Annotated in this window: 14 protein-coding genes; 6 read left to right on the top strand and 8 right to left on the bottom strand. The window is 45.8% G+C overall.

The window, feature by feature from the left end:
• Nucleotides 1-689 precede the first annotated feature (689 nt).
• Both ADU22_RS14980 and ADU22_RS14975 read left to right on the top strand, forming a co-directional pair.
• The gene (locus ADU22_RS14980; RefSeq protein WP_053362888.1) at nucleotides 690-2,339 is read left to right on the top strand and encodes an ATP-binding protein; all 1,650 of its coding nucleotides are present in this window, start codon (nucleotides 690-692) and stop codon (nucleotides 2,337-2,339) included.
• A gap of 202 nt (nucleotides 2,340-2,541) precedes the next feature.
• Nucleotides 2,542-3,762, top strand: coding sequence for an MFS transporter (locus ADU22_RS14975; RefSeq protein WP_053362887.1), 1,221 nt, complete (start codon nucleotides 2,542-2,544; stop codon nucleotides 3,760-3,762).
• A 114-nt stretch (nucleotides 3,763-3,876) separates the two neighbouring features.
• On the opposite strand, the gene ADU22_RS14970 is transcribed toward ADU22_RS14975, so the two are convergent.
• From ADU22_RS14970 to ADU22_RS14960, 3 genes are all read right to left on the bottom strand, one after another.
• Complete coding sequence (locus ADU22_RS14970; RefSeq protein ID WP_053362886.1) at nucleotides 3,877-5,571, bottom strand: glycerol-3-phosphate dehydrogenase/oxidase; 1,695 nt, start codon at nucleotides 5,569-5,571, stop codon at nucleotides 3,877-3,879.
• Nucleotides 5,572-5,679: 108 nt separating this feature from the next.
• Nucleotides 5,680-7,170 carry a glycerol kinase GlpK gene (gene glpK / locus ADU22_RS14965; protein WP_053362885.1) on the bottom strand — a complete coding sequence of 497 codons (1,491 nt, stop codon included), beginning with the start codon at nucleotides 7,168-7,170 and terminating at the stop codon, nucleotides 5,680-5,682.
• A 273-nt stretch (nucleotides 7,171-7,443) separates the two neighbouring features.
• A complete protein-coding gene (locus ADU22_RS14960; RefSeq protein ID WP_053362884.1) occupies nucleotides 7,444-7,989 on the bottom strand; it encodes a glycerol-3-phosphate responsive antiterminator in 546 nt (181 codons plus the stop codon).
• A gap of 250 nt (nucleotides 7,990-8,239) precedes the next feature.
• On the opposite strand from ADU22_RS14960, the gene ADU22_RS14955 reads away from it, so the two are divergent.
• From ADU22_RS14955 to ADU22_RS14940, 4 genes are all read left to right on the top strand, one after another.
• On the top strand, nucleotides 8,240-9,472 hold the full coding sequence (locus ADU22_RS14955; protein WP_053362883.1) for a Zn-dependent hydrolase: 1,233 nt from the start codon (nucleotides 8,240-8,242) through the stop codon (nucleotides 9,470-9,472).
• A gap of 267 nt (nucleotides 9,473-9,739) precedes the next feature.
• Entirely contained in the window at nucleotides 9,740-10,897 is a 1,158-nt protein-coding gene (locus tag ADU22_RS14950) for a CaiB/BaiF CoA transferase family protein (protein ID WP_231687896.1), read from the top strand.
• A gap of 33 nt (nucleotides 10,898-10,930) precedes the next feature.
• A complete protein-coding gene (ald, locus tag ADU22_RS14945) occupies nucleotides 10,931-12,058 on the top strand; it encodes an alanine dehydrogenase (protein WP_053362881.1) in 1,128 nt (375 codons plus the stop codon).
• A 256-nt stretch (nucleotides 12,059-12,314) separates the two neighbouring features.
• The gene (locus ADU22_RS14940; protein WP_156324361.1) at nucleotides 12,315-12,869 is read left to right on the top strand and encodes a hypothetical protein; all 555 of its coding nucleotides are present in this window, start codon (nucleotides 12,315-12,317) and stop codon (nucleotides 12,867-12,869) included.
• A gap of 89 nt (nucleotides 12,870-12,958) precedes the next feature.
• Here ADU22_RS14940 and ADU22_RS14935 read toward each other — a convergent pair whose 3' ends face one another.
• The 5 genes from ADU22_RS14935 to preA all read right to left on the bottom strand — a co-directional run bounded on the left by ADU22_RS14935 (nucleotide 12,959) and on the right by preA (nucleotide 18,915).
• Nucleotides 12,959-14,314: an aminotransferase gene (locus ADU22_RS14935; protein WP_053362879.1), complete on the bottom strand. Its 1,356-nt coding sequence runs from the start codon at nucleotides 14,312-14,314 to the stop codon at nucleotides 12,959-12,961.
• 36 nt (nucleotides 14,315-14,350) lie between these two features.
• Nucleotides 14,351-14,587, bottom strand: coding sequence for a hypothetical protein (locus tag ADU22_RS14930; protein ID WP_053362878.1), 237 nt, complete (start codon nucleotides 14,585-14,587; stop codon nucleotides 14,351-14,353).
• Nucleotides 14,588-14,612: 25 nt separating this feature from the next.
• Nucleotides 14,613-16,085, bottom strand: a complete 1,473-nt coding sequence (locus tag ADU22_RS14925; RefSeq protein ID WP_053362877.1) for an NCS1 family transporter — start codon at nucleotides 16,083-16,085, stop codon at nucleotides 14,613-14,615.
• A gap of 128 nt (nucleotides 16,086-16,213) precedes the next feature.
• Nucleotides 16,214-17,629, bottom strand: a complete 1,416-nt coding sequence (gene hydA / locus ADU22_RS14920) for a dihydropyrimidinase (protein WP_053362876.1) — start codon at nucleotides 17,627-17,629, stop codon at nucleotides 16,214-16,216.
• Between the two features lie 17 nt (nucleotides 17,630-17,646).
• Complete coding sequence (gene preA, locus ADU22_RS14915; RefSeq protein WP_053362875.1) at nucleotides 17,647-18,915, bottom strand: NAD-dependent dihydropyrimidine dehydrogenase subunit PreA; 1,269 nt, start codon at nucleotides 18,913-18,915, stop codon at nucleotides 17,647-17,649.
• Between the last annotated feature and the right edge of the window lie 26 nt (nucleotides 18,916-18,941).

Raw genomic sequence — 18,941 nt, 5'->3', positions numbered from 1 at the left:
GGATGAATTATCCGGTATTAGCCCCGGTTTCCCGGAGTTATCCCAGTCTTACAGGCAGGTTGCCCACGTGTTACTCACCCGTCCGCCGCTGACCGTCGGGAGCAAGCTCCCAAAGATCCGCTCGACTTGCATGTATTAGGCACGCCGCCAGCGTTCGTCCTGAGCCAGGATCAAACTCTCCAATAAGACGAGACTTCCGTCGCGGGGTGTTCTTCCCCGTGATGGTTAGTCGAATCAATCGGGTATTTACGGGCAGTTATCCGCGGAGCGGATTTACTGCGCGTTGATACGCGATAAGAGTATGAGTAAGCTCATAATTTAAAACGTTGGCTCGTGAATCTCTATTATATAGAAGAAACACGATATTATTGTTTGTTGACGCTTGTTTGTTTAGTTTTCAAAGAACAATTCATTTCGTTGTCGTGATCAGCGACAGAATCTTATTATAAGACGTCTTACCAACTTCGTCAATACTATTTTAAAAAAATGTTTGAACCAAAATGATTTTGCTCAATTTCATTGTGTATGGCCGCCGAAACAGCTAAAACAGAATAACATCCTTTCCTTGGTTAATCAATAGAAAATTATCCCACCGCCAGGTTAAATGCGGCAAAAGATTTATATTATTTTCACATGGTCTAATGTTAAAATGAGAATGTAAACTTTACCCATTTCGAGGTGGATCTTAGATGCAGGAAAACGAACCCTATTATATAACCGAGTCAAAAATAAAGTGCAAATTACGAGGAATGAAGCCGGACGATATTCCCCGACCTCAAAAGGTAATCGCAGATAATGAATTGTTTCAGAAGAGAAAAGAATATAGCGAGATATTGTCGGTTGTCAGTTATTTTTCAAAAAAGGTGCTGGATTCATTACTAGGAACTCCGATATTAATCATTGTTTCTGATTCACACGGATATTTATTGGATATTGCGGGCAACGATATTATAAAGTCTACGATTGAAAAATTCGGAATTCAGATAGGCAGCCATTTTACAGAAGAAGATGCCGGAACAAATGTCATTAATCTGACTCTCCAGCAAAAACACCCAATCAGTTTGATTGGCAAAAACCATTACCATGAGTGTCTTCATAATATAGCTTGTTATGGGGCCGCTTTTCATTATACGGATGAAGAACAATTGCTGGGCACCATCAGTATCATGACTCCTATATCGTTCCAAAACCCAATGCTGCTCACCATGTTGGCCCAGGTGGTTGAATCCATTGAGCGCGAACTGCTCCTTAGAAGGCAAAACCGGAAATTAAATATGTTGAACCAAATCCTTTTAAGCGCATCTCAAAAAGGGATTGTCATTACCGACGAAAAAGGGACCATTCTGGAGTTTAACGAATTCGCCCGAGAAATTTTCAACCGGAAGAAAGGTTCATTTATTGGGAGGAGCATTTATAATATGGGTCTTCCGGGTGAGTACTGCAAACAAGTACTTGAGCAGGAATTGAAGTTTGAAAATGAGGAAGTTCATTACATTAATAAAAATGGGGACAAAATAATTTTCCTATTAGATGCTCAGCCCATCTATGAGGGTGACAAAGTAGTAGGAGCTTTTGGCCAATTCAGGGACATCACTGAACGCTACATTATGGAGGAGAAAATAAAAGAAGCAGAAAAGGAAGCACTAGCCGGGCGGATTGCTGCGGGTATAGCCCATGAAATCAGGAATCCGCTGACAACGGTCCGAGGCTACTTGCAATTTTTGAAAACGGATATGGAGGATAGCACAGCAAGGCTGTTTTCCAATGTATTGATTCCGGAAATTGACCGTGCCAATAAAATTATCTCCGACTTCCTTAGCATAGCAAAACCTTCTGTTCGCGCTGTTGAACCAATACGGATGAAGGATTTTTTACTGGGCTATCTCTTTAAGTTTCTAAATTCTGAGGCATTGCTGCATAATGTAGAAATGGATATCGTAATAGACCCCGAAACGAGTGATATGTCCATCATCTGTAATCGGGAGGAGCTGTTGCAGGTTTTCATTAATCTGTTACAGAACTCATTGCAGGCCAAAGGCACATCACCTTTAAGAATAGAAGTTTCGGCAAAGCTGGTTGATTCTCGGGTCCATTTTGTGTTTCAGGATAATGGCAAAGGGATTCCCGATCCGGTCCTCTCCCATATTTTCGAACCATTCTTTACAACCAGGGATGAAGGAACAGGGCTTGGCTTATCTGTTTCACGTAAAATTGTCGAAAATCATAACGGAAGGATCCAGGCAGCAAGCAGTGAAAATGGAACTACATTTGTATTGGATTTTCCCGTTATCCCGCAAAGCGAGGATTGCCTATTAAAAGAAGAAAAAACTTTAGTATAAAAGACGGCGGGACAGAGGTACATCCAACAGCCTCATCCCTCCGTCGCCAATTAAATCTAGCTCCTGCTCTCGCTTTAGCACGGGAACTCAAAAAAGGGTGCCTGACCCTCAATGCATTAACGCAGCAGAGGGTGCCTGACCCTCTTTGGTGCGGTGGTGTGTGTTAGTATGGGTACAGGGATTATGAAATGGGGGATGTGATATGGCGTATATTGAACCTGCGACTGTGGAATATAGGCGTGCGAGGATTGCTCTGTTCATTGCTGGTTTGGTGCCTTTTATGATGATTTACACGACGCAGCCGACAATGCCCCTTTTTGCGAATGAATTTAGTGTTTCGGCTCCGGCTGCAAGTTTAACTCTGTCGCTGTCAACTGGGTTTCTTGCGTTCACAATGTTGGCAGCAGGTTCTGTCGCTGATTTTGTCGGGATGAAAAAGATCATGGTTGCTTCCATGATCCTCACATCTCTAATGGGAATACTTTCTGCGGCAAGCCCCAATTTTTATACCCTGCTGCTTTTGAGGGCATTGCTTGGCATTTTCGTTGCTGGAGTCCCTTCAATTGCGATGGCCTATATTGGCAGAACCTTCAATCCGCTGCATACCACCATGATCATGGGCTTTTATATTGCCGGGTCGAGTATTGGCGGTATGTCCGGCCGGATTTTAACTGGCGTTTTGACCGATTTGTTCAGCTGGAGAATCTCTTTTGCGGTGATTGGGACTGCCACTTTAATTTTAAGTCTGGTGTTTTGGCGCACCCTCCCCACACAGCAGCCGCTTCCCGGCAAAAAACCTGAGTGGGGTTCCATGTGGAAGGCGTATAAATTTCATCTGGCAAATAAACAGTTAAACTCCCTATTTGTACTTGGTTTCCTATTAATGGGCAGCTTTGTATCAGTGTACAACTATATTGGCTTCCTGTTGACAAAACCTCCCTATAATCTAAGCCAGACCGTAATCGGCTTTATTTTTATCGTTTATTTATTCGGGACATTTAGCTCTATTTATATAGGAAAGAAAGCAAACCAAATCGGCTCAATTCCGGCATTAAAATTTTCCTTTGTTATTACGATAGCAGGTGCCGCACTCACTTTCTTTCCGTACCTGGCCTTGAAACTGCTTGGTCTTGCCGTTTTTACTTTTGGTTTTTTTGCGAGTCACTCGATTGCCAGCTCCCTTGTCGCCGAGAATGCTGAGAAAGACAAGGCCCAAGCTTCTTCGCTATATTTGCTCTTCTACTATCTTGGGTCTTCGATTGTTGGCTCCATTGGAGGTTTCTTTTGGGATCACTTCAGCTGGACAGGTGTTATTTTATTTAATTTAGTTTTGCTAACAGCAGGACTCATCCTGGTATCCATTCGCGGCAACTTAAACGCGGCATCTAGTTACAGGCAAGGTTATGCTAAAAATTCAAATTGAATCCTCCCTTCTCATGAAGCCATTCAAAACCCCCTTTTCTAGCAGAAACGGGGGTTTTATCTAACAAATTGCATCTTAATATCTTTTAAGAGATGGTCGGCTTCAATCATATGGTCATTCTTCAGGAGTAGTAGCTTTGTGCATTTCCTCTTCCAGTTCATTCACATGTTTTTCTATTTCGGCTGCCGTCCAATTAAATGCATCGGCCATATATGCTGTGACAGCTTTCCTTGTCTGGCGAACACTTTCAATATCAAACAGCAGGTCCCCGGTTCTTCTAAAATAAAAATCAACAAGGGTAGCGGCCCATTCCCGCTCTATGGCATACACGAGTTTCGCATAGGTGCCCAATGGGATGGAGTATTTGTCAACATTTGGCCTCCCCCTGCTTGCCAGGTCAAAAACAGCACTTGCGTTCGAGCCGTAGAAGGCGGCAAGGCGTTTGGCCTCCTCTTTTGAAAATCCGGCCTCCATGCCTTGGACTGCAGCAGCTTCAATGAATGCCGCAAACTTCCCGGATCCGCCGAAATCTCCTCCCGAAATCGGCAGATGCTTTGTTCGCACTGGCGGAAAACTCCTGCCTTCTTCTGCTTTAAGCTTCTCCGCCACAAGATCCACAATGGTCTCAGCCATTTTCCGGTAACCAGTCAATTTTCCTCCGGCTATGGTGATGAGCCCCGTCTGTGATTCCCAAATTTCATCTTTCCGCGAGATTTCCGAAGGTCCTTTCCCTTCTTCATGAATGAGTGGCCTGATTCCAGCCCAGCTCGACTCTACATCTTCCTGGGAGGCCTTTACATCAGGGAACATATAATTAATCGCATTGATTAAATAATCCATATCGCTTCGGGTCATCTTGGGGTTTGCTTTATCCTGGTCATAAAAAGTATCGGTGGTACCCACATAGGTTTTGCCGTTCCTTGGAATGGCGAAGACCATCCTCTTGTCCGGAGTATCAAAATAAACAGCCTGTTTTAGCGGAAACCGGGACTGGTCGATGACAATATGGACCCCTTTTGACAAAATCAATGTCTTGCCTTTCCTGGATCCATCCTTCTCCCGGATCGTATCGACCCAGGGACCTGCTGCATTGATAATCTTCCTGGCATGTACCCGGTACTCCTCCCCGGTCAGCTGGTCTTTCACAACCACTCCCGTCAGCACTCCATTCTCGATAATCAGTTCCTCTGCCTTGGAATAGTTCAGGGCCGCTGCTCCATTTTCCACCGCAGCTTTCATGACTTCCATCGTCAGCCTGGCATCGTCGGTGCGGTACTCTACATAATAGCCTCCGCCTTTTAGTCCCTGCTTTTTTACTAGCGGCTCTCTCTTGAGCGTTTCCTCCCTGGACAGCATTTTCCGGCGTTCACTTTTTTTGACCCCCGCCAGGAAATCGTACACCTTGAGGCCAATCGAGGTGGAGAAGCTGCCAAATGTGCCTCCCTGGTGGAAAGGCAGCAGCATCCATTCAGGTGTTGTCACATGCGGACCGTTTTCATAAACAATCGACCTTTCTTTGCCCACTTCGGCCACTACCTTGATGTCCAATTGCTTTAGATATCGAAGTCCGCCGTGAACAAGCTTGGTTGAGCGGCTTGAAGTACCTGCCGCAAAATCCTGCATATCAAGAACGGCTGTCTGGATCCCCCGTGTTGCCGCATCCAATGCGATACCAGCGCCAGTGATTCCTCCGCCGATTACGAGCAATTCAAATGTATTCTGTTTTAAATGGGAAATGATTTCATTACGTTTTAAATTTGTAAACACATTATTTCCTCCTTGAACAGGAAAAGAGACCGCAAAGAACATTACCCTACTTGCGGTAATGCTTCACGGTCTCTCCAGATCTCCTGCCGATTTATTAACTTATGAATAGTGTATCAGACTTTTCAATAAAATGAAATATTTGTATACCGCTTATTTAAATGCCATTGCAGCCTTCACCGCTTTTTGCCAACCTGCATACAGTCTGTTCCGTTCTTCCTCCGGCATGCTGGCTTCAAAGGCTGTGTCAATGGCCCACTGGGCAGCGATTTCCTCCTGGCTTTCCCAGAATCCTACGGCAAGGCCTGCCAGATAGGCGGCTCCCAATGAGGTTGTTTCACTGACAACCGGCCTTTCAACAGGGACATTCAGTATGTCGCTCTGAAATTTCATCAGGAAATTATTCTGGACCGCACCACCGTCGACACGAAGAGTCTTGAGTCCAAGCCCCGAATCGGCCTCCATTGCCGCTAAAACGTCCTTCGTCTGGTAGGCTAGTGATTCCAAAGTGGCACGGACGAAATGCTCTTTGCTGGTCCCGCGGGTCAATCCGAAAACCGCTCCCCGTACATCGCTGTCCCAGTAGGGAGTTCCCAGCCCGACAAAGGCTGGAACAACATAGACTCCGTCCGTTGATTGGACTTTGTCGGCATATCCTTCACTGTCTTTGGCGCTCTTAAGCATCCTCAGCCCGTCCCGCAGCCATTGGATTGCTGAGCCGGCTACGAATATACTGCCTTCAAGAGCATAATTGACTTTGCCGTTCAAGCCCCATGCAAGGGTCGTTAAAAGCCCATGATCCGAGCGAACCGCCTTTTCACCATTGTTCATCAGCATAAAACAGCCCGTGCCATACGTATTTTTGGCCATGCCTTCTTCAAAGCAGGCCTGCCCAAATAGTGCAGCCTGCTGGTCACCAGCCGCACCTGCAATCGGGACTTCCTTTCCAAAAAAGTGGTAAGCCACCGTTTTTGCATAAACTTCAGAAGAAGGCCTTACTTCAGGAAGCATGGAAGAAGGGACACCCAAAATGTCCAAAAGTTCTTGGTCCCATTTCAAGTCATAAATGTTGAACATCATGGTCCTGGATGCATTGCTATAGTCCGTAACATGGGCACGGCCGCCTGAAAGCTTCCAGATAAGCCATGTATCAATCGTACCGAAAAGCAGCTTTCCCGCTTCAGCCTTGTTTCTCGCACCCTCTACATTGTCAAGGATCCACTTTACTTTTGTGCCGGAGAAATAGGCGTCAATCAGCAGTCCTGTTTTTTTTCTGAAAAGGTCATTGTAGCCTTTATCTTTCAGCTCATCGCATATTTCGCTTGTCTGCCGCGACTGCCAGACAATGGCGTTATAGACGGGAACCCCGGTTTCCTTATCCCATACCACTGTGGTCTCCCGCTGATTTGTTATGCCTATTCCCTCTATCTGCTCCGGCCTAACATTTGATTCAGATAAGACACCGGCGATGACAGCCAGGACAGAGCCCCAAATCTCGCTCGCACTGTGCTCCACCCAGCCAGGCTTAGGAAAATGCTGAGTGAACTCCTTTTGAGCCATATGAGCAATCTCCCCTGCTTTGTTGAACAAAATCGCCCTCGTACTCGTAGTCCCCTGATCCAAAGATAAAATAAACTTCTCCACAAAAAATCCTCCCCCACATTAAAGCATTACTCCACTAACGGGTGCCTGACCCCATGTACAGTAAAGCGTTACTCCACTAACGGGTGCCTGACCCCGGGAAAAAAAGAATGGGAAGTTCACAGCAGGCGCACATATTACTGGCGTGTCTGTGTGAATCTCCCCATCTCCTTCACGATTCTTAACTTGTTATCTGCAGTATAAATAATTTTGAAAGCGCTGTAAACGGTTTTGCCTTATATTTTCTTTTTACAGCATGCCAATGAAGAATTCCACTTACGCATAATGCTTCCAAATATCTTTTTGCGATGTGGTGACTGCAACGGCACCAGCATTTAAGGCATTTTCAACATCTTCCACGCTGCGGATAAACCCTCCGGCGAAAAGGGGAATCCCCGCCTTTTCCCTCACTTCAGCAATCAAGTGAGGCATTGCCCCAGGCAGGACTTCGATAAAGTCAGGCTGAGTTTTTTTAATCAGCTTATAGCTTTTCTCCAAAGCATGTGAATCGAGCAAAAACACCCTTTGAACGGCCAGGATTCCTTTTTGCCTTGCCTTTAGAATGACACTGGATTTTGTTGAAATCAATCCATATGGCCTGTACTCCTGGCAAATAAATTCGGTAGAGTAATCATCGCTTTTAATCCCCTGGATCATATCGACATGGTAAAGCATCTTCTTGCCGTGCGCCTCGGCCATGGCACTTACATTCTTCAGCTGGGCAACATGCATTTCAAGAAACACGCCTATTTCATAAGGGCTTTTTAAAAAACGCTCAAAATCCTTCATATTTGAACAAGCTGGGAGAATCTTTTGATTCATCTTTTTTCATCCTCTTCTAATTCATTGTATCAATAATAGAAGCAAACACCACAAATGGCAAACTACACCATTTGACTTAATTACCAAATCCATAAAACTCCGCTATCCCTTCAGCAATAATTACCATGAAAATTAAATTATATAATAAAGAAGGAGAATTTAATATTTTAGAGAAATATTGTATTAATAATTCTTTTATATGTTTTTAATTCATATAAAGCAATTAAATATTAAAAAAGGAGCGTGCAATATGCAGCAGCAAAAGGTTTTGATTAACGGCAAACGATTGAAAGAAACTCTTGAAAAGTTCGCGGATTTTGGACGGACAAAAAATAACGGTGTTACCAGGCTTTCATTGTCAGAGGAAGATAGGCTGGCCCGAAATTATCTCCGCTCCTGCTGTGAAGAAATGGGACTGGAAGTCAAGGTGGACGATATGGGTAATATGTATGCAACCCTTGAAGGCACGCAAGAGAAGCAGCCGATTGTGATTGGGTCCCATTTGGATTCAGTAAAAAAAGGCGGCAGGTTTGATGGCGTTCTGGGCGTAATTGCCGGTCTCGAAGTCGTGCGGACACTCATGGAAAATAACATCAAACCAAGGGTTCCAGTCGTGATTGCCAACATCACCAATGAAGAAGGTGCCCGCTTTGAGCCTTCGATGATGGCTTCCGGCGTTCTTTCTGGAAAATTCGAAAAATCAGCCATGCTGCAAAGCACCGATACAGATGGTGTCACATTTGGCGCAGCCCTAAAAGCAATTGGATATGAAGGCGATGAAGCGGAACGGCTTAAAGAAGCAAAAGCTTTCCTTGAAATTCATATTGAGCAAGGGCCGATTCTTGAGCATGAAGCCTTGACGATCGGCGTTGTGGAGTGCGTACTGGGAATGGTATGCTATGAAATCGAGGTATCTGGTGAATCGGATCACGCCGGCACCACTCCAATGTCGATGAGAAAGGACGCCCTTTTTGCAACAAATAACTTAATCACAGAAGCGCGGACGAAATTAAATTCTCTGGAAAATGACCTGGTGTACACAATGGGGAGACTGAATGTCCACCCGAATATCCATACAGTCATTCCAAATAAAGTCGTATTCACCCTGGAAGCCAGACATAAAGATCCTGCCACGATTAAACAAGTCGAAGAGATTATTCTTGGTTTGACTCAATCGCCTGCCAATGAAGGCTGTGAAGTAAAAGCCACTAAACTATGGGGACGCGATACAGTTTGGTTTAATGAAGAAATTGTAGACACTGTCGAACAAGCGACAAAATCCCTTGGCTATTCCTATAAGAGAATGGTCAGCGGCGCCGGCCATGACGCCCAATTCATCGCCAGCTACATTCCTTCCGCCATGGTTTTTGTTCCAAGCATCAATGGCAAAAGCCATGATGAAGACGAATTGACCACCTGGGAAGATTGCGAAAAAGGAGTCAATGTCATTCTTGAGACCGTTCTTGCACTGCAAGCAGAATAATACTAAACCAGAAATCCCATTAAAAGGATTTCTGGTTTTTATTAATTGCGACACCAAATTTATAAAAAGCAATTAAAAATATAAAATTAAATTATAATTGCTAAATATTCTGAAATATATTAAGATTAAAACATGTTAACGATGTAAATATTTTGTTTTTAAATTCCCGAATATCTTTCTAGTAAGTACTTCTGCACCAATTAACTTCCCCCTGCCAGGGATATGCCTCCAGACCTCCAACCTGATAATTGCAAAGGAGATGATCATTTGTCAGCACTGGAAGGAATAAAGATTATCGATTTAAGCCGGATTTTGAGCGGCCCCTATTGCACGATGACATTAGGTGACCTTGGAGCTGAAATCATTAAAATTGAAAGTCCCGAAGGAGATGATACAAGACAATGGGGCCCTCCTTTCGTCGAGGGTGAGAGTGCTTATTTTTTAAGTGTGAACCGCAATAAAAAGAGTGTTGTCCTCAACCTGAAAACAGATAGTGACCGCGAAATTTTTTTAAGGTTAATAGAGGCAGCCGATGTGGTGGTTGAAAACTTCCGGCCCGGCACATTGGACCGGCTTGGTATCGGCTATGAAACACTGAAAAAACACAATCCCCAAATTATCCTGGCTTCCATCTCCGGCTTCGGCCAAACTGGTTCTTACGCCCAGAAACCTGGCTATGACATCCTAGCGCAAGGCATGGGCGGACTACTGTCTGTCACAGGCGAACCGGGCGGACACCCGACGAAAGCCGGATTTTCCCTCGCAGATGTCGGCACGGGGATGTGGGCAGGATTCGGCATATTGGCAGCCCTGCTGGAGAGGCAAAAATCAGGAGAAGGCCAATGGATCGATGTTTCCCTTCTGGACACGATGATCTCATGGCAAACGTATCTTGCCGGCAATTATTTTGCCTCTGGCAAAGATCCAGAACCAATGGGAACACAGCATCCAAACATCGTTCCTTACCAGGTTTTTGAAGCCTCCGACGGCCATTTTATCCTTGCGGTTGCCAATGAAAACCTTTGGAAAAAATTTGTGGCCTTAATGGGAATGAAAGCTCTTGAAGACCAGCGATTTAAGACAAATCCTGACCGTGTAAGAAACCGGGAGGAATTGATTGCATTGCTGAATGGAATCTTCCTCCAAAAATCCATTGGAGAATGGATTTCCCTGTTCGAAAGCCAGGGCCTTCCATGTGGTCCTGTCAACAAGTTCTCCAGCATTTTGAATGATCCTCATCTCCGGGAACGCGAGATGGTTGTCGAGAAAGACCACCCTACTCTCGGGAAACTGAAAATGCTTGGAACGCCGGTGAAATTTTCACGAACACCAAGCCGAATAGCCACCCTCCCCCCACAGCTAGGCGAGCATACAGAAGAGGTACTGTCAACGCTCGGGTGCAAGCTTGATGAAGCTGTTAAATAAGAGCCACTTATCCACTTATAGGAGGAAACTAACATGTTAATTGGAGTTCCAAAGGAAATAAAAAATAATGAAAACCGGGTTGCTCTCACCCCGGCAGGAGTCGCTGCGTTCCTTCAAGCCGGCCATGAGGTGATCATCGAGCAAAGTGCCGGACTGGGCAGCGGTTTTACTGATGAAGATTATCTGGATTCAGGTGCCGGGATTGTTCTAAAAGCTGAAGATATTTGGGCAAAAGCTGAAATGATCATGAAAGTGAAAGAGCCTGTACCATCTGAGTACCAATATTTCCGCCACGACCTGATTCTTTTTACATACCTGCATCTCGCCGCTGAACCAGCCCTGGCAGATGCCTTGATCAAAAGCGGGATGACGACGATTGCCTATGAAACAGTAGCAGAAGGCCGTACATTGCCGCTCCTGACGCCGATGAGCGAAGTGGCTGGCAGAATGGCTTCCCAAATTGGAGCACAATTTCTTGAAAAGCCTAAAGGCGGAAAGGGTGTACTATTGGGTGGAGTGCCGGGCGTTTCAAAATCAAAAGTGACCATTATTGGCGGCGGAGTAGTTGGAACCAACGCAGCTAAAATTGCAGTAGGCCTTGGTGCGGATGTGACGATTGTCGATTTGAGTGCGGAGCGCCTGCGCCAGCTTGATGATATTTTTGGCTCGAGCATTCAAACGCTGATGTCCAATCCCTTTAACATTGCCGAAGCGGTTAAGAAATCCGACCTGGTCATCGGCGCCGTCCTGATTCCGGGAGCTAAGGCGCCAAAATTGGTAACAGCAGAAATGGTCAGCTCCATGTCCCCTGGTTCCGTAATTGTTGATGTAGCGGTCGACCAGGGAGGGATTTTTGAAACAGTAGACCGAATTACTACTCATGATGCACCAATCTACGAAAAGTACGGTGTGGTCCACTATGCCGTTGCGAATATGCCGGGTGCGGTCCCGCGCACGTCGACCATCGCTTTAACAAATGTCACGGTGCCCTATGCCCTTCAAATTGCCAACAAAGGATTCAAACAGGCAATAGCGGAAAACAAAGCACTGGAGCTGGGAGTTACTACAGTGGGCGGTGCGGTCACTTATAAGGCTGTTGCAGAGGATCTCGGCCTTCAATATGTACCGGTACACCAAGCGTTGGAAACTGTTCCATCTTAATAGAAGGATAGTATATTGAATTCACTCTTTAATCGTTTCCCTAATAACTCCCCCGGGTTACTATCCTGGGGGGGTTATTAGGTCTATCTTTCTATTTTTAAAAAATACTAGAAATTCTGAATTTTTAGTTTAAAATAGAAGTAGATGTTTTATCATCTATAAAAATTTTTGAAAAAAACTGACATACCTCCCATTTTGTATGCGCTTACATTTCTGCGAAGCAGCTTTCTATTTTAAAAAAGGCTAGGGGGAATTTTTGCTTATGAAACGAACTGCCTATCGAGGAATAAGCTTTAACGAGGCACAAACAGTCGTGGCTAATCAGCGGTATGAACGGAATGAATCAAGGGAGTTTCTCAATGGGGTCTCCGCCCGATCATCATTTGGCCCTGGAATTTACCTGGTCAATGATCAGGAACTCGCAGCAAAGTATGCCTTTTGCCATGCAGAGGTGGAAAATGCTGCCCGTGCGGCCATTCTCAAGCAAAAAATCCAATTGAAGAATCCATTCATTTTAAACTATAACTATAGTGAAACACGGTTAAGAAAAGAAGCCTTGAACTGGAAATTTGCGCAGAATGAAATACCGGAAGAGGAAGTTTCAGAGAATGCTGATGAAATATCAAAAAAAGTCGGCCAGGTAATCATGGAATATCTTCTCTATCACTCCCATGATGGAATCATTTATCATATCAATGATGAAATCATTTACTATGTTCTGTATGATCAGGAAAACCAGGTGGAAAATATTGAGTTTCAATTCGTTTTTAATATCGAGGAACTGAATCAGAAGCCATCACAGTTCATATAAGACACGCCTGTCCCCTAAGCCCTATCCCTATTGTGAAATAACCAGAACAGGAAAATCCTGTTCTGGTTATTTTATGTTTGACTTTTTAATCAGAGCTGTCTGCCGGCATGCTCCTTGATAACACTGCTTACTGTATCAACCAGGAAGCGCAAATCCTCTTCTGTTGAAGACAAGGGCGGAGCCATGATCAGAACGTTTTGATAGCCGGGAATCGTGTCGCCATTCCGGCCGATTATAAGTCCCTTCGCTTTGCATGAGGCAATGATTTGGGTCGACAGCTCATCGGCTGCAGGTGCTTTTGTTTCCTTGTCTGCGACCAGCTCGATCCCATACAGGAAGCCTATTCCGCGTACATCCCCCACACATGCAAAGTTCTCCAGATTGCGCAGCTCACCTAAAATACTGCTGCCAAGCTCGGAGACCCGTTGAAGAATGTTCTCCTCTTCGATAATCTCGATATTTTTCAGCGCAACCGCACAGGCTGCAGGATGCCCCCCAAACGTGGATACATGGCGGAAATGCTGCTTGTCGCCTTCTTCCTTGAATTTTTCATAAATATAGGACTGAACGGCGGTCGCTCCTAGAGGCAGATAGCCGCTTGTCAAGCCTTTAGCCATGGTCACTATATCCGGCTGCACTCCTTCTGAATGCATAAAACCAAACATTTCGCCTGTACGGCCGAATCCGGATACCACTTCATCTACAATGAGCAGGACGTCATTTTCCTTACAGATTTCCGCTACCCTTGTCAGGTATTCTTTCGATGGAATCAGCACACCGCCTCCTGAAATAAACGGTTCCAAAATGACGCCCGCAACGGTATCGGGGCCTTCCCAGGTAATCACTTCCCTGATGTAATCAGCCGCAGCGAGATCATTTTCAAAGGTGCTGCGGTAGCTGTATGGCGGCGGGACATGGAGGAACCCTGGGGCGCTCGGCCCATACTTATCCTTGCGGTTAGCCTGGGCAGTGGCGCTCAGTGCGCCAAGCGTGGAACCATGGTACGCACGGTAGCGGGAAATGAATTTATACTTTCCAGAATTGCCATTTTGAACATGATATTGTCGGGCAATCTTAAACGCTACTTCATTTGCTTCAGAACCGCTGTTTGAAAAGTAAGTAGTATATGAGCCTTTCAGCAGGCTGCTTAGCTTCGCGGATAGTTCAATTCCCGGAACATGGCTTAACGAGAGCGGAAAATAGGAAAGGTTCATCATTTGCTCGTAGGCAGCCTGGGCAATTTCCTTCCGTCCATGGCCAAGATTCAGGCACCATAAGCCCGAAACTCCATCCATGTATTTATTGCCTTCAGCATCCTTAAACCAGGAACCTTCCCCCTGGGTAGCGATCATTGGGCTGGCATTGGGATTAAATCGGCTCATCGAATGCCACAAATGTTCCTGGTCCTTTTGAATCAAATTTTTGTTGTCCGTTTGGACTTGCATGAGTTTTTCCTCCTTTATAGATTTATCACCTCAATCTTACTGAACCACTTTCTTCTGATTGGCAATAATGATGTTGGAAAAATATTTCCTGGCATCTGCTGTTAAAATATGCAATTCGACCTTCTCTCCTGCAGGAGCCAGGCTATTGGCAGCTGGCACAAATTCCACGAATGCCCCGCTAAGGTTTTCTCGCACTGAGGCAATCTGGTATCCTGATTCCAACAGTGCATCGATTTTCTGTTTTTCTTCTAAAAACTCCTTGTATGATGACATTATCCATCCTCCTGCCTGATATTGTTTATACGGTAGCAGTTTCTGCTTCTGGTTCGTTTTCCAGTTCTTCTCCTGGATCAATCACCCAATCTCGCCCGACCGTAATGCCGAGATATTGCTCATCGCTTGGATTTAATAATTCGGCTTGCTGATACTTCCGGAACCACCAGTACTTTGTCAATGCATAATAGCAGGCAGCTCCTGCAATGAATCCAACAAAGAAAGAGTAGGTAGGGATGACAATTGACAAAATTCCGCTGATTGCCCAGGAAATCATTCCGGCCCAGTTGATGCCCATATGATATTTGTATTGCCCATTTATCTCATAAAGCTCTGGAACGTTCACCCGCCGCTTTCGCACCAAATAATAGTCTGCAAAAATGATGCCCACAATTCCAGCCAGGAGGCCCCCGCTTATTGACAAAAACGGCAACAGCGCATTAAACAACTGCCAAGGCTGAGTCACTATACCGATGATACCTGCCAGGCTGACACCAACATAGAAAGACACTTTGGGTCCACCAATATTTGAAAAGATCGTACCTGCTGGCACAAGGTTGGCGGTTGTATTCGTCGACCATTGCGCAAACACAATCATCAGCAACAGGACGGCCAGGACAATTCCGCTTGCCGAAGCCTGCATCGCGGCAATCGGATCATAGTTGCCAAGAGCTATAAAAGCAACGCCGCCGATTAAGACCATGGCAGTCTGAGTCAAAGGCATAGCTATCAGGGTTCCAACCAGCGTGGTTTTATTCCGCTTCACCCAGCTTCTCTCAAATTGCGGAGCTTTTATAAAGCGGGAAAGGGTTGAGAAATCTGCTGCCAAAGTGGACCAATAGCCCATGTTCCCTACCAGGATGACCATGAAAGCCGTGAACAAAGCCGTACCTGTAACTCTGCCTTCTGCCCATGCCCATACATTCCTGTCTACTGCACCAGCCTGGTCCACGAGTGTAAAGTACATCCAAATGGAAATCAGAATCAAAATAGGCGCCGCTAAATCCGCAAATCTTTCGAGTGCCTTAATTCCGATTGAAGTATTGACCACCTGTACAACAACAAAAATTAAAAAGCAAACAAACCAGTTATCAAAGCCTATTAAAATATTTAAAATGCCATTAATGGCTGCTGCACCGAAATAGGAATTAATTCCAAACCAGATGGAAGCCGCCAGCCCCCTTATCAATGAAGGAAAATGTGTGCCGATTGTGCCAAATGGTGCTCTAAGATAAACCGGGAATGAGATGCCGTGCTCAATTCCAATGTCGCCGATCAGCACCATAAACACCCCTATGACAAAACAGCCAACAAACGAAGCAACCAACACCCATACCAGGGGGATTGACTGTACCCCTGCGCCTCCAAGGGCAAAAGCAGCCAACACAACAGCCATCCCAATCCACATCATCGCAAAGCCAAATGTGCCAATGCTTCTGTCACGGTGGGCAATCGGCAGCAGGTCGGGCGATTTCAAATACTGACTATTTTTCTTCATCACATTTCTCCTTCTTAATAGACTCTGTTTAGGATTTGGCAGTGATGTATAAAATTATGGCTCCCTTGCTTTCTTTATATTTTAAGAAAAGGAAGGAATGGTTTCCTTCCTTCTAACAGATAAAAACGTTATTGCAATATGGTTGCCGCAGGTTTCACCTCAGACCCTTCAAAGCGCTTCCGCTTCAAATACTGGCCTTTGCCTGGTTTTCCAACAAATTGCTTGTCGCGGATGACAAATTCACCGCGTGATAAAACGGATACCGGTTCGCCGGCAATCTCCATTCCTTCAAAAGCACTATAGTCAACATTCATGTGATGCGTTTCGGCGGAAATTGTTCTTTCGGCATTTGGGTCAAAAATGACGATATCGGCATCGCTTCCAACGGCAATCGTTCCTTTTTGCGGGAACAAACCGAAAAGCTTGGCAATTCGGGTGGACACGATATCAACAAACTGATTGATGGAAATGCGGCCTTTTTTCACACCCTCTGAGAAGAGAATGCTGAAACGGTCCTCAATAATCGGGCCGCCGTTTGGAATTTTAGTGAAATCCCCTCTGCCCAGCTCTTTCTGGCCTTTAAAATTGAAAGAGCATTGATCCGAGCCAAGCGTCTGCAGCTGGCCGTTTTTCAAGGCATTCCATAATACTTCCTGATTCCATTTTTCACGAAGAGGCGGAGACCAGACATACTTGGCGCCTTCAAAGTCGGGTTTTTCCAGATAAGACTGGTCAAGCACAAGGTATTGCGGACAGGTTTCCCCAAACACCTGGTAGCCTTTCAGGCGGGCTTCGGCGATTTTTTCAACGGCAGCAGCGCAGGATACGTGGACTACATAAAGCTGGGAATCAGCAAGCCCCGTCAGCTGGGCAGCCCTGCCTGTCGCTTCCCCTTCCACTTCCGGCGGCCTTGTTAAGGCATGATAGATCGGGTCCGTATTACCTTCTGCCAATGCTTTGTTCACCAAATAGTCGATGACATCTCCGTTTTCAGCATGGACCATGACCAGTGCGCCATGTTCCTTGGCTGTCAACAGCGTACGGAACAATGTCGCATCATCTGCCTGAAAGACGTTTTTATAGGCCATGAACACTTTGAAGGAAGTAATTCCGTCTTCTTCAATGATTTGCGGAATCTCTTTCAGAACGTTCTCATTCACTTCACCAATCATCAGATGGAAGCCATAGTCAATGACGGCTTTGTCTTTTGATTTGTCATGCCAGGTTTTGATGGAATTCTTCAGCGGCACTCCTTTGTCGGTCAGGCAAAAGTCGATAACCGTAGTCGTTCCGCCGAAGGCAGCAGCAATTGTACCTGATTCAAAATCATCTGACGTAACGGATCCGCCGAACGGCATGTCAAGATGGGTATGGGGGTCGATGCCGCCAGGGAAAAGGTAAGCCCCTTTGGCATCAATAACTTCATCCACATTCTCGTTTAAGTTTCGGCCGATAGCAGAAATCTTCCCATCCTCTATCAGTACATCGGCTTCGTATTGGTCGGTCGCCGTTACAACGGTCCCATTTTTGATTAATTTTTTCATAAGGTAACTCCTCCTTTTTAAGAATTACAGACTGGCAGTTTAATCGCTTGCTGGCGTTCATTCCACGTCATCGGCTCACCGTTGGGGATTTCGATCATGTCAATGGCGCCATCAACCGGGCAGACAATCGAACAGAGGTTGCAGCCTACACAATCTTCTTCACGAACTTCAAGATAGGCATTGCCGTTTGGCGACGTCAGCATGTCGATACATTGGTGCGAAGTATCTTCACAAGCGATATGGCACTTGTTGCAGTTGATGCAAACATCATTGTTGATGCGAGCAACTACTTTATAATTCAAGTCAAGATTGCCCCAATCGGAATATTTCGGGACAGATTTTCCAATAATGCCCTCAAGGTTCACAATGCCTTTGTCATCCAGATAGTTGTTCAATCCATCGACCATATCTTCTACAATGCTGAAACCATGGTGCATGGCCGCCGTACAGACCTGGATGCTTCCCGCGCCCATCAGCATGAATTCAACGGCGTCTTTCCAGGTGGACACTCCGCCCATGCCGGAGATAGGAACATTGATTTCCGGATGGCGCGCACATTCCGCCACCATGTTCAAGGCAATCGGCTTAACTGCAGGACCGCAATAGCCTCCATGCGCTCCCTTCCCTGCAACATTCGGGTAGGTCTTCCATGTATCAAGATCGACGCCTGCCAGGCTATTGATCGTGTTGATCATGGAGATTGCATCAGCCCCGCCCTGTACAGCCGCATAGGCTGTTGCGGTAATATCGGTAATATTAGGCGTCAGCTTGACGATGACCGGTACCTCTGCGACTTCCTTCGCCCAAAATGTCTGTTTTTCAACCAGCTCGGGAACCTGTCCGGAAGCCGCTCCCATGCCGCGCTCCGCCATTCCGTGGGGGCACCCGAAGTTCAGTTCGAAGCCATCAACGCCGACATCCTGCACCTTTTTAATGATTTCATGCCAGGCTTCCTGCCGGGGCTCCACCATAACCGAAGCAATCACGGCATGATTCGGGAACCGCTTTTTCGTTTCGTATATTTCTTTTAGATTCACCTCAAGAGGGCGGTCGGTGATCAGTTCAATATTGTTGAAGCCTGCAACCCGCTGGCCGTTAAAGCTTGTTCCGGCAAAGCGGGATGAAACATTCAGGATCGGATCTCCAAGGGTTTTCCAGACCGCTCCTCCCCAGCCTGCTTCAAATGCCCTTTGCACTTGATAGCCCGAGTTGGTTGGCGGAGCAGAAGCCAGCCAAAATGGATTCGGTGCCTGAATGCCAGCAAAGTTTACACGTAAGTCTGCCATGATAATTCCTCCTGCCTATATTAGGA

It is taken from the genome of Bacillus sp. FJAT-27251 (assembly GCF_001273925.1).
Taxonomy (GTDB): Bacteria; Bacillota; Bacilli; order Bacillales; family Cytobacillaceae; genus Mesobacillus_B.
Note: the sequence above shows the minus strand (reverse complement) of the source record. Positions and strands in the feature narration are given on the sequence as shown.

What these genes read in the sequence shown, in the direction of transcription:
- ADU22_RS14980 (WP_053362888.1), top strand. Translation starts at nt 690, where the DNA reads ATGCAGGAAAACGAACCCTATTATATAACCGAGTCAAAAATAAAGTGC.
- ADU22_RS14975 (WP_053362887.1), top strand. Translation starts at nt 2,542, where the DNA reads ATGGCGTATATTGAACCTGCGACTGTGGAATATAGGCGTGCGAGGATT.
- ADU22_RS14970 (WP_053362886.1), bottom strand. Translation starts at nt 5,571, where the DNA reads ATGTTCTTTGCGGTCTCTTTTCCTGTTCAAGGAGGAAATAATGTGTTT.
- ADU22_RS14960 (WP_053362884.1), bottom strand. Translation starts at nt 7,989, where the DNA reads ATGAATCAAAAGATTCTCCCAGCTTGTTCAAATATGAAGGATTTTGAG.
- ADU22_RS14955 (WP_053362883.1), top strand. Translation starts at nt 8,240, where the DNA reads ATGCAGCAGCAAAAGGTTTTGATTAACGGCAAACGATTGAAAGAAACT.
- ald (WP_053362881.1), top strand. Translation starts at nt 10,931, where the DNA reads ATGTTAATTGGAGTTCCAAAGGAAATAAAAAATAATGAAAACCGGGTT.
- ADU22_RS14935 (WP_053362879.1), bottom strand. Translation starts at nt 14,314, where the DNA reads ATGCAAGTCCAAACGGACAACAAAAATTTGATTCAAAAGGACCAGGAA.
- ADU22_RS14930 (WP_053362878.1), bottom strand. Translation starts at nt 14,587, where the DNA reads ATGTCATCATACAAGGAGTTTTTAGAAGAAAAACAGAAAATCGATGCA.
- ADU22_RS14925 (WP_053362877.1), bottom strand. Translation starts at nt 16,085, where the DNA reads ATGAAGAAAAATAGTCAGTATTTGAAATCGCCCGACCTGCTGCCGATT.
- hydA (WP_053362876.1), bottom strand. Translation starts at nt 17,629, where the DNA reads ATGAAAAAATTAATCAAAAATGGGACCGTTGTAACGGCGACCGACCAA.
- preA (WP_053362875.1), bottom strand. Translation starts at nt 18,915, where the DNA reads ATGGCAGACTTACGTGTAAACTTTGCTGGCATTCAGGCACCGAATCCA.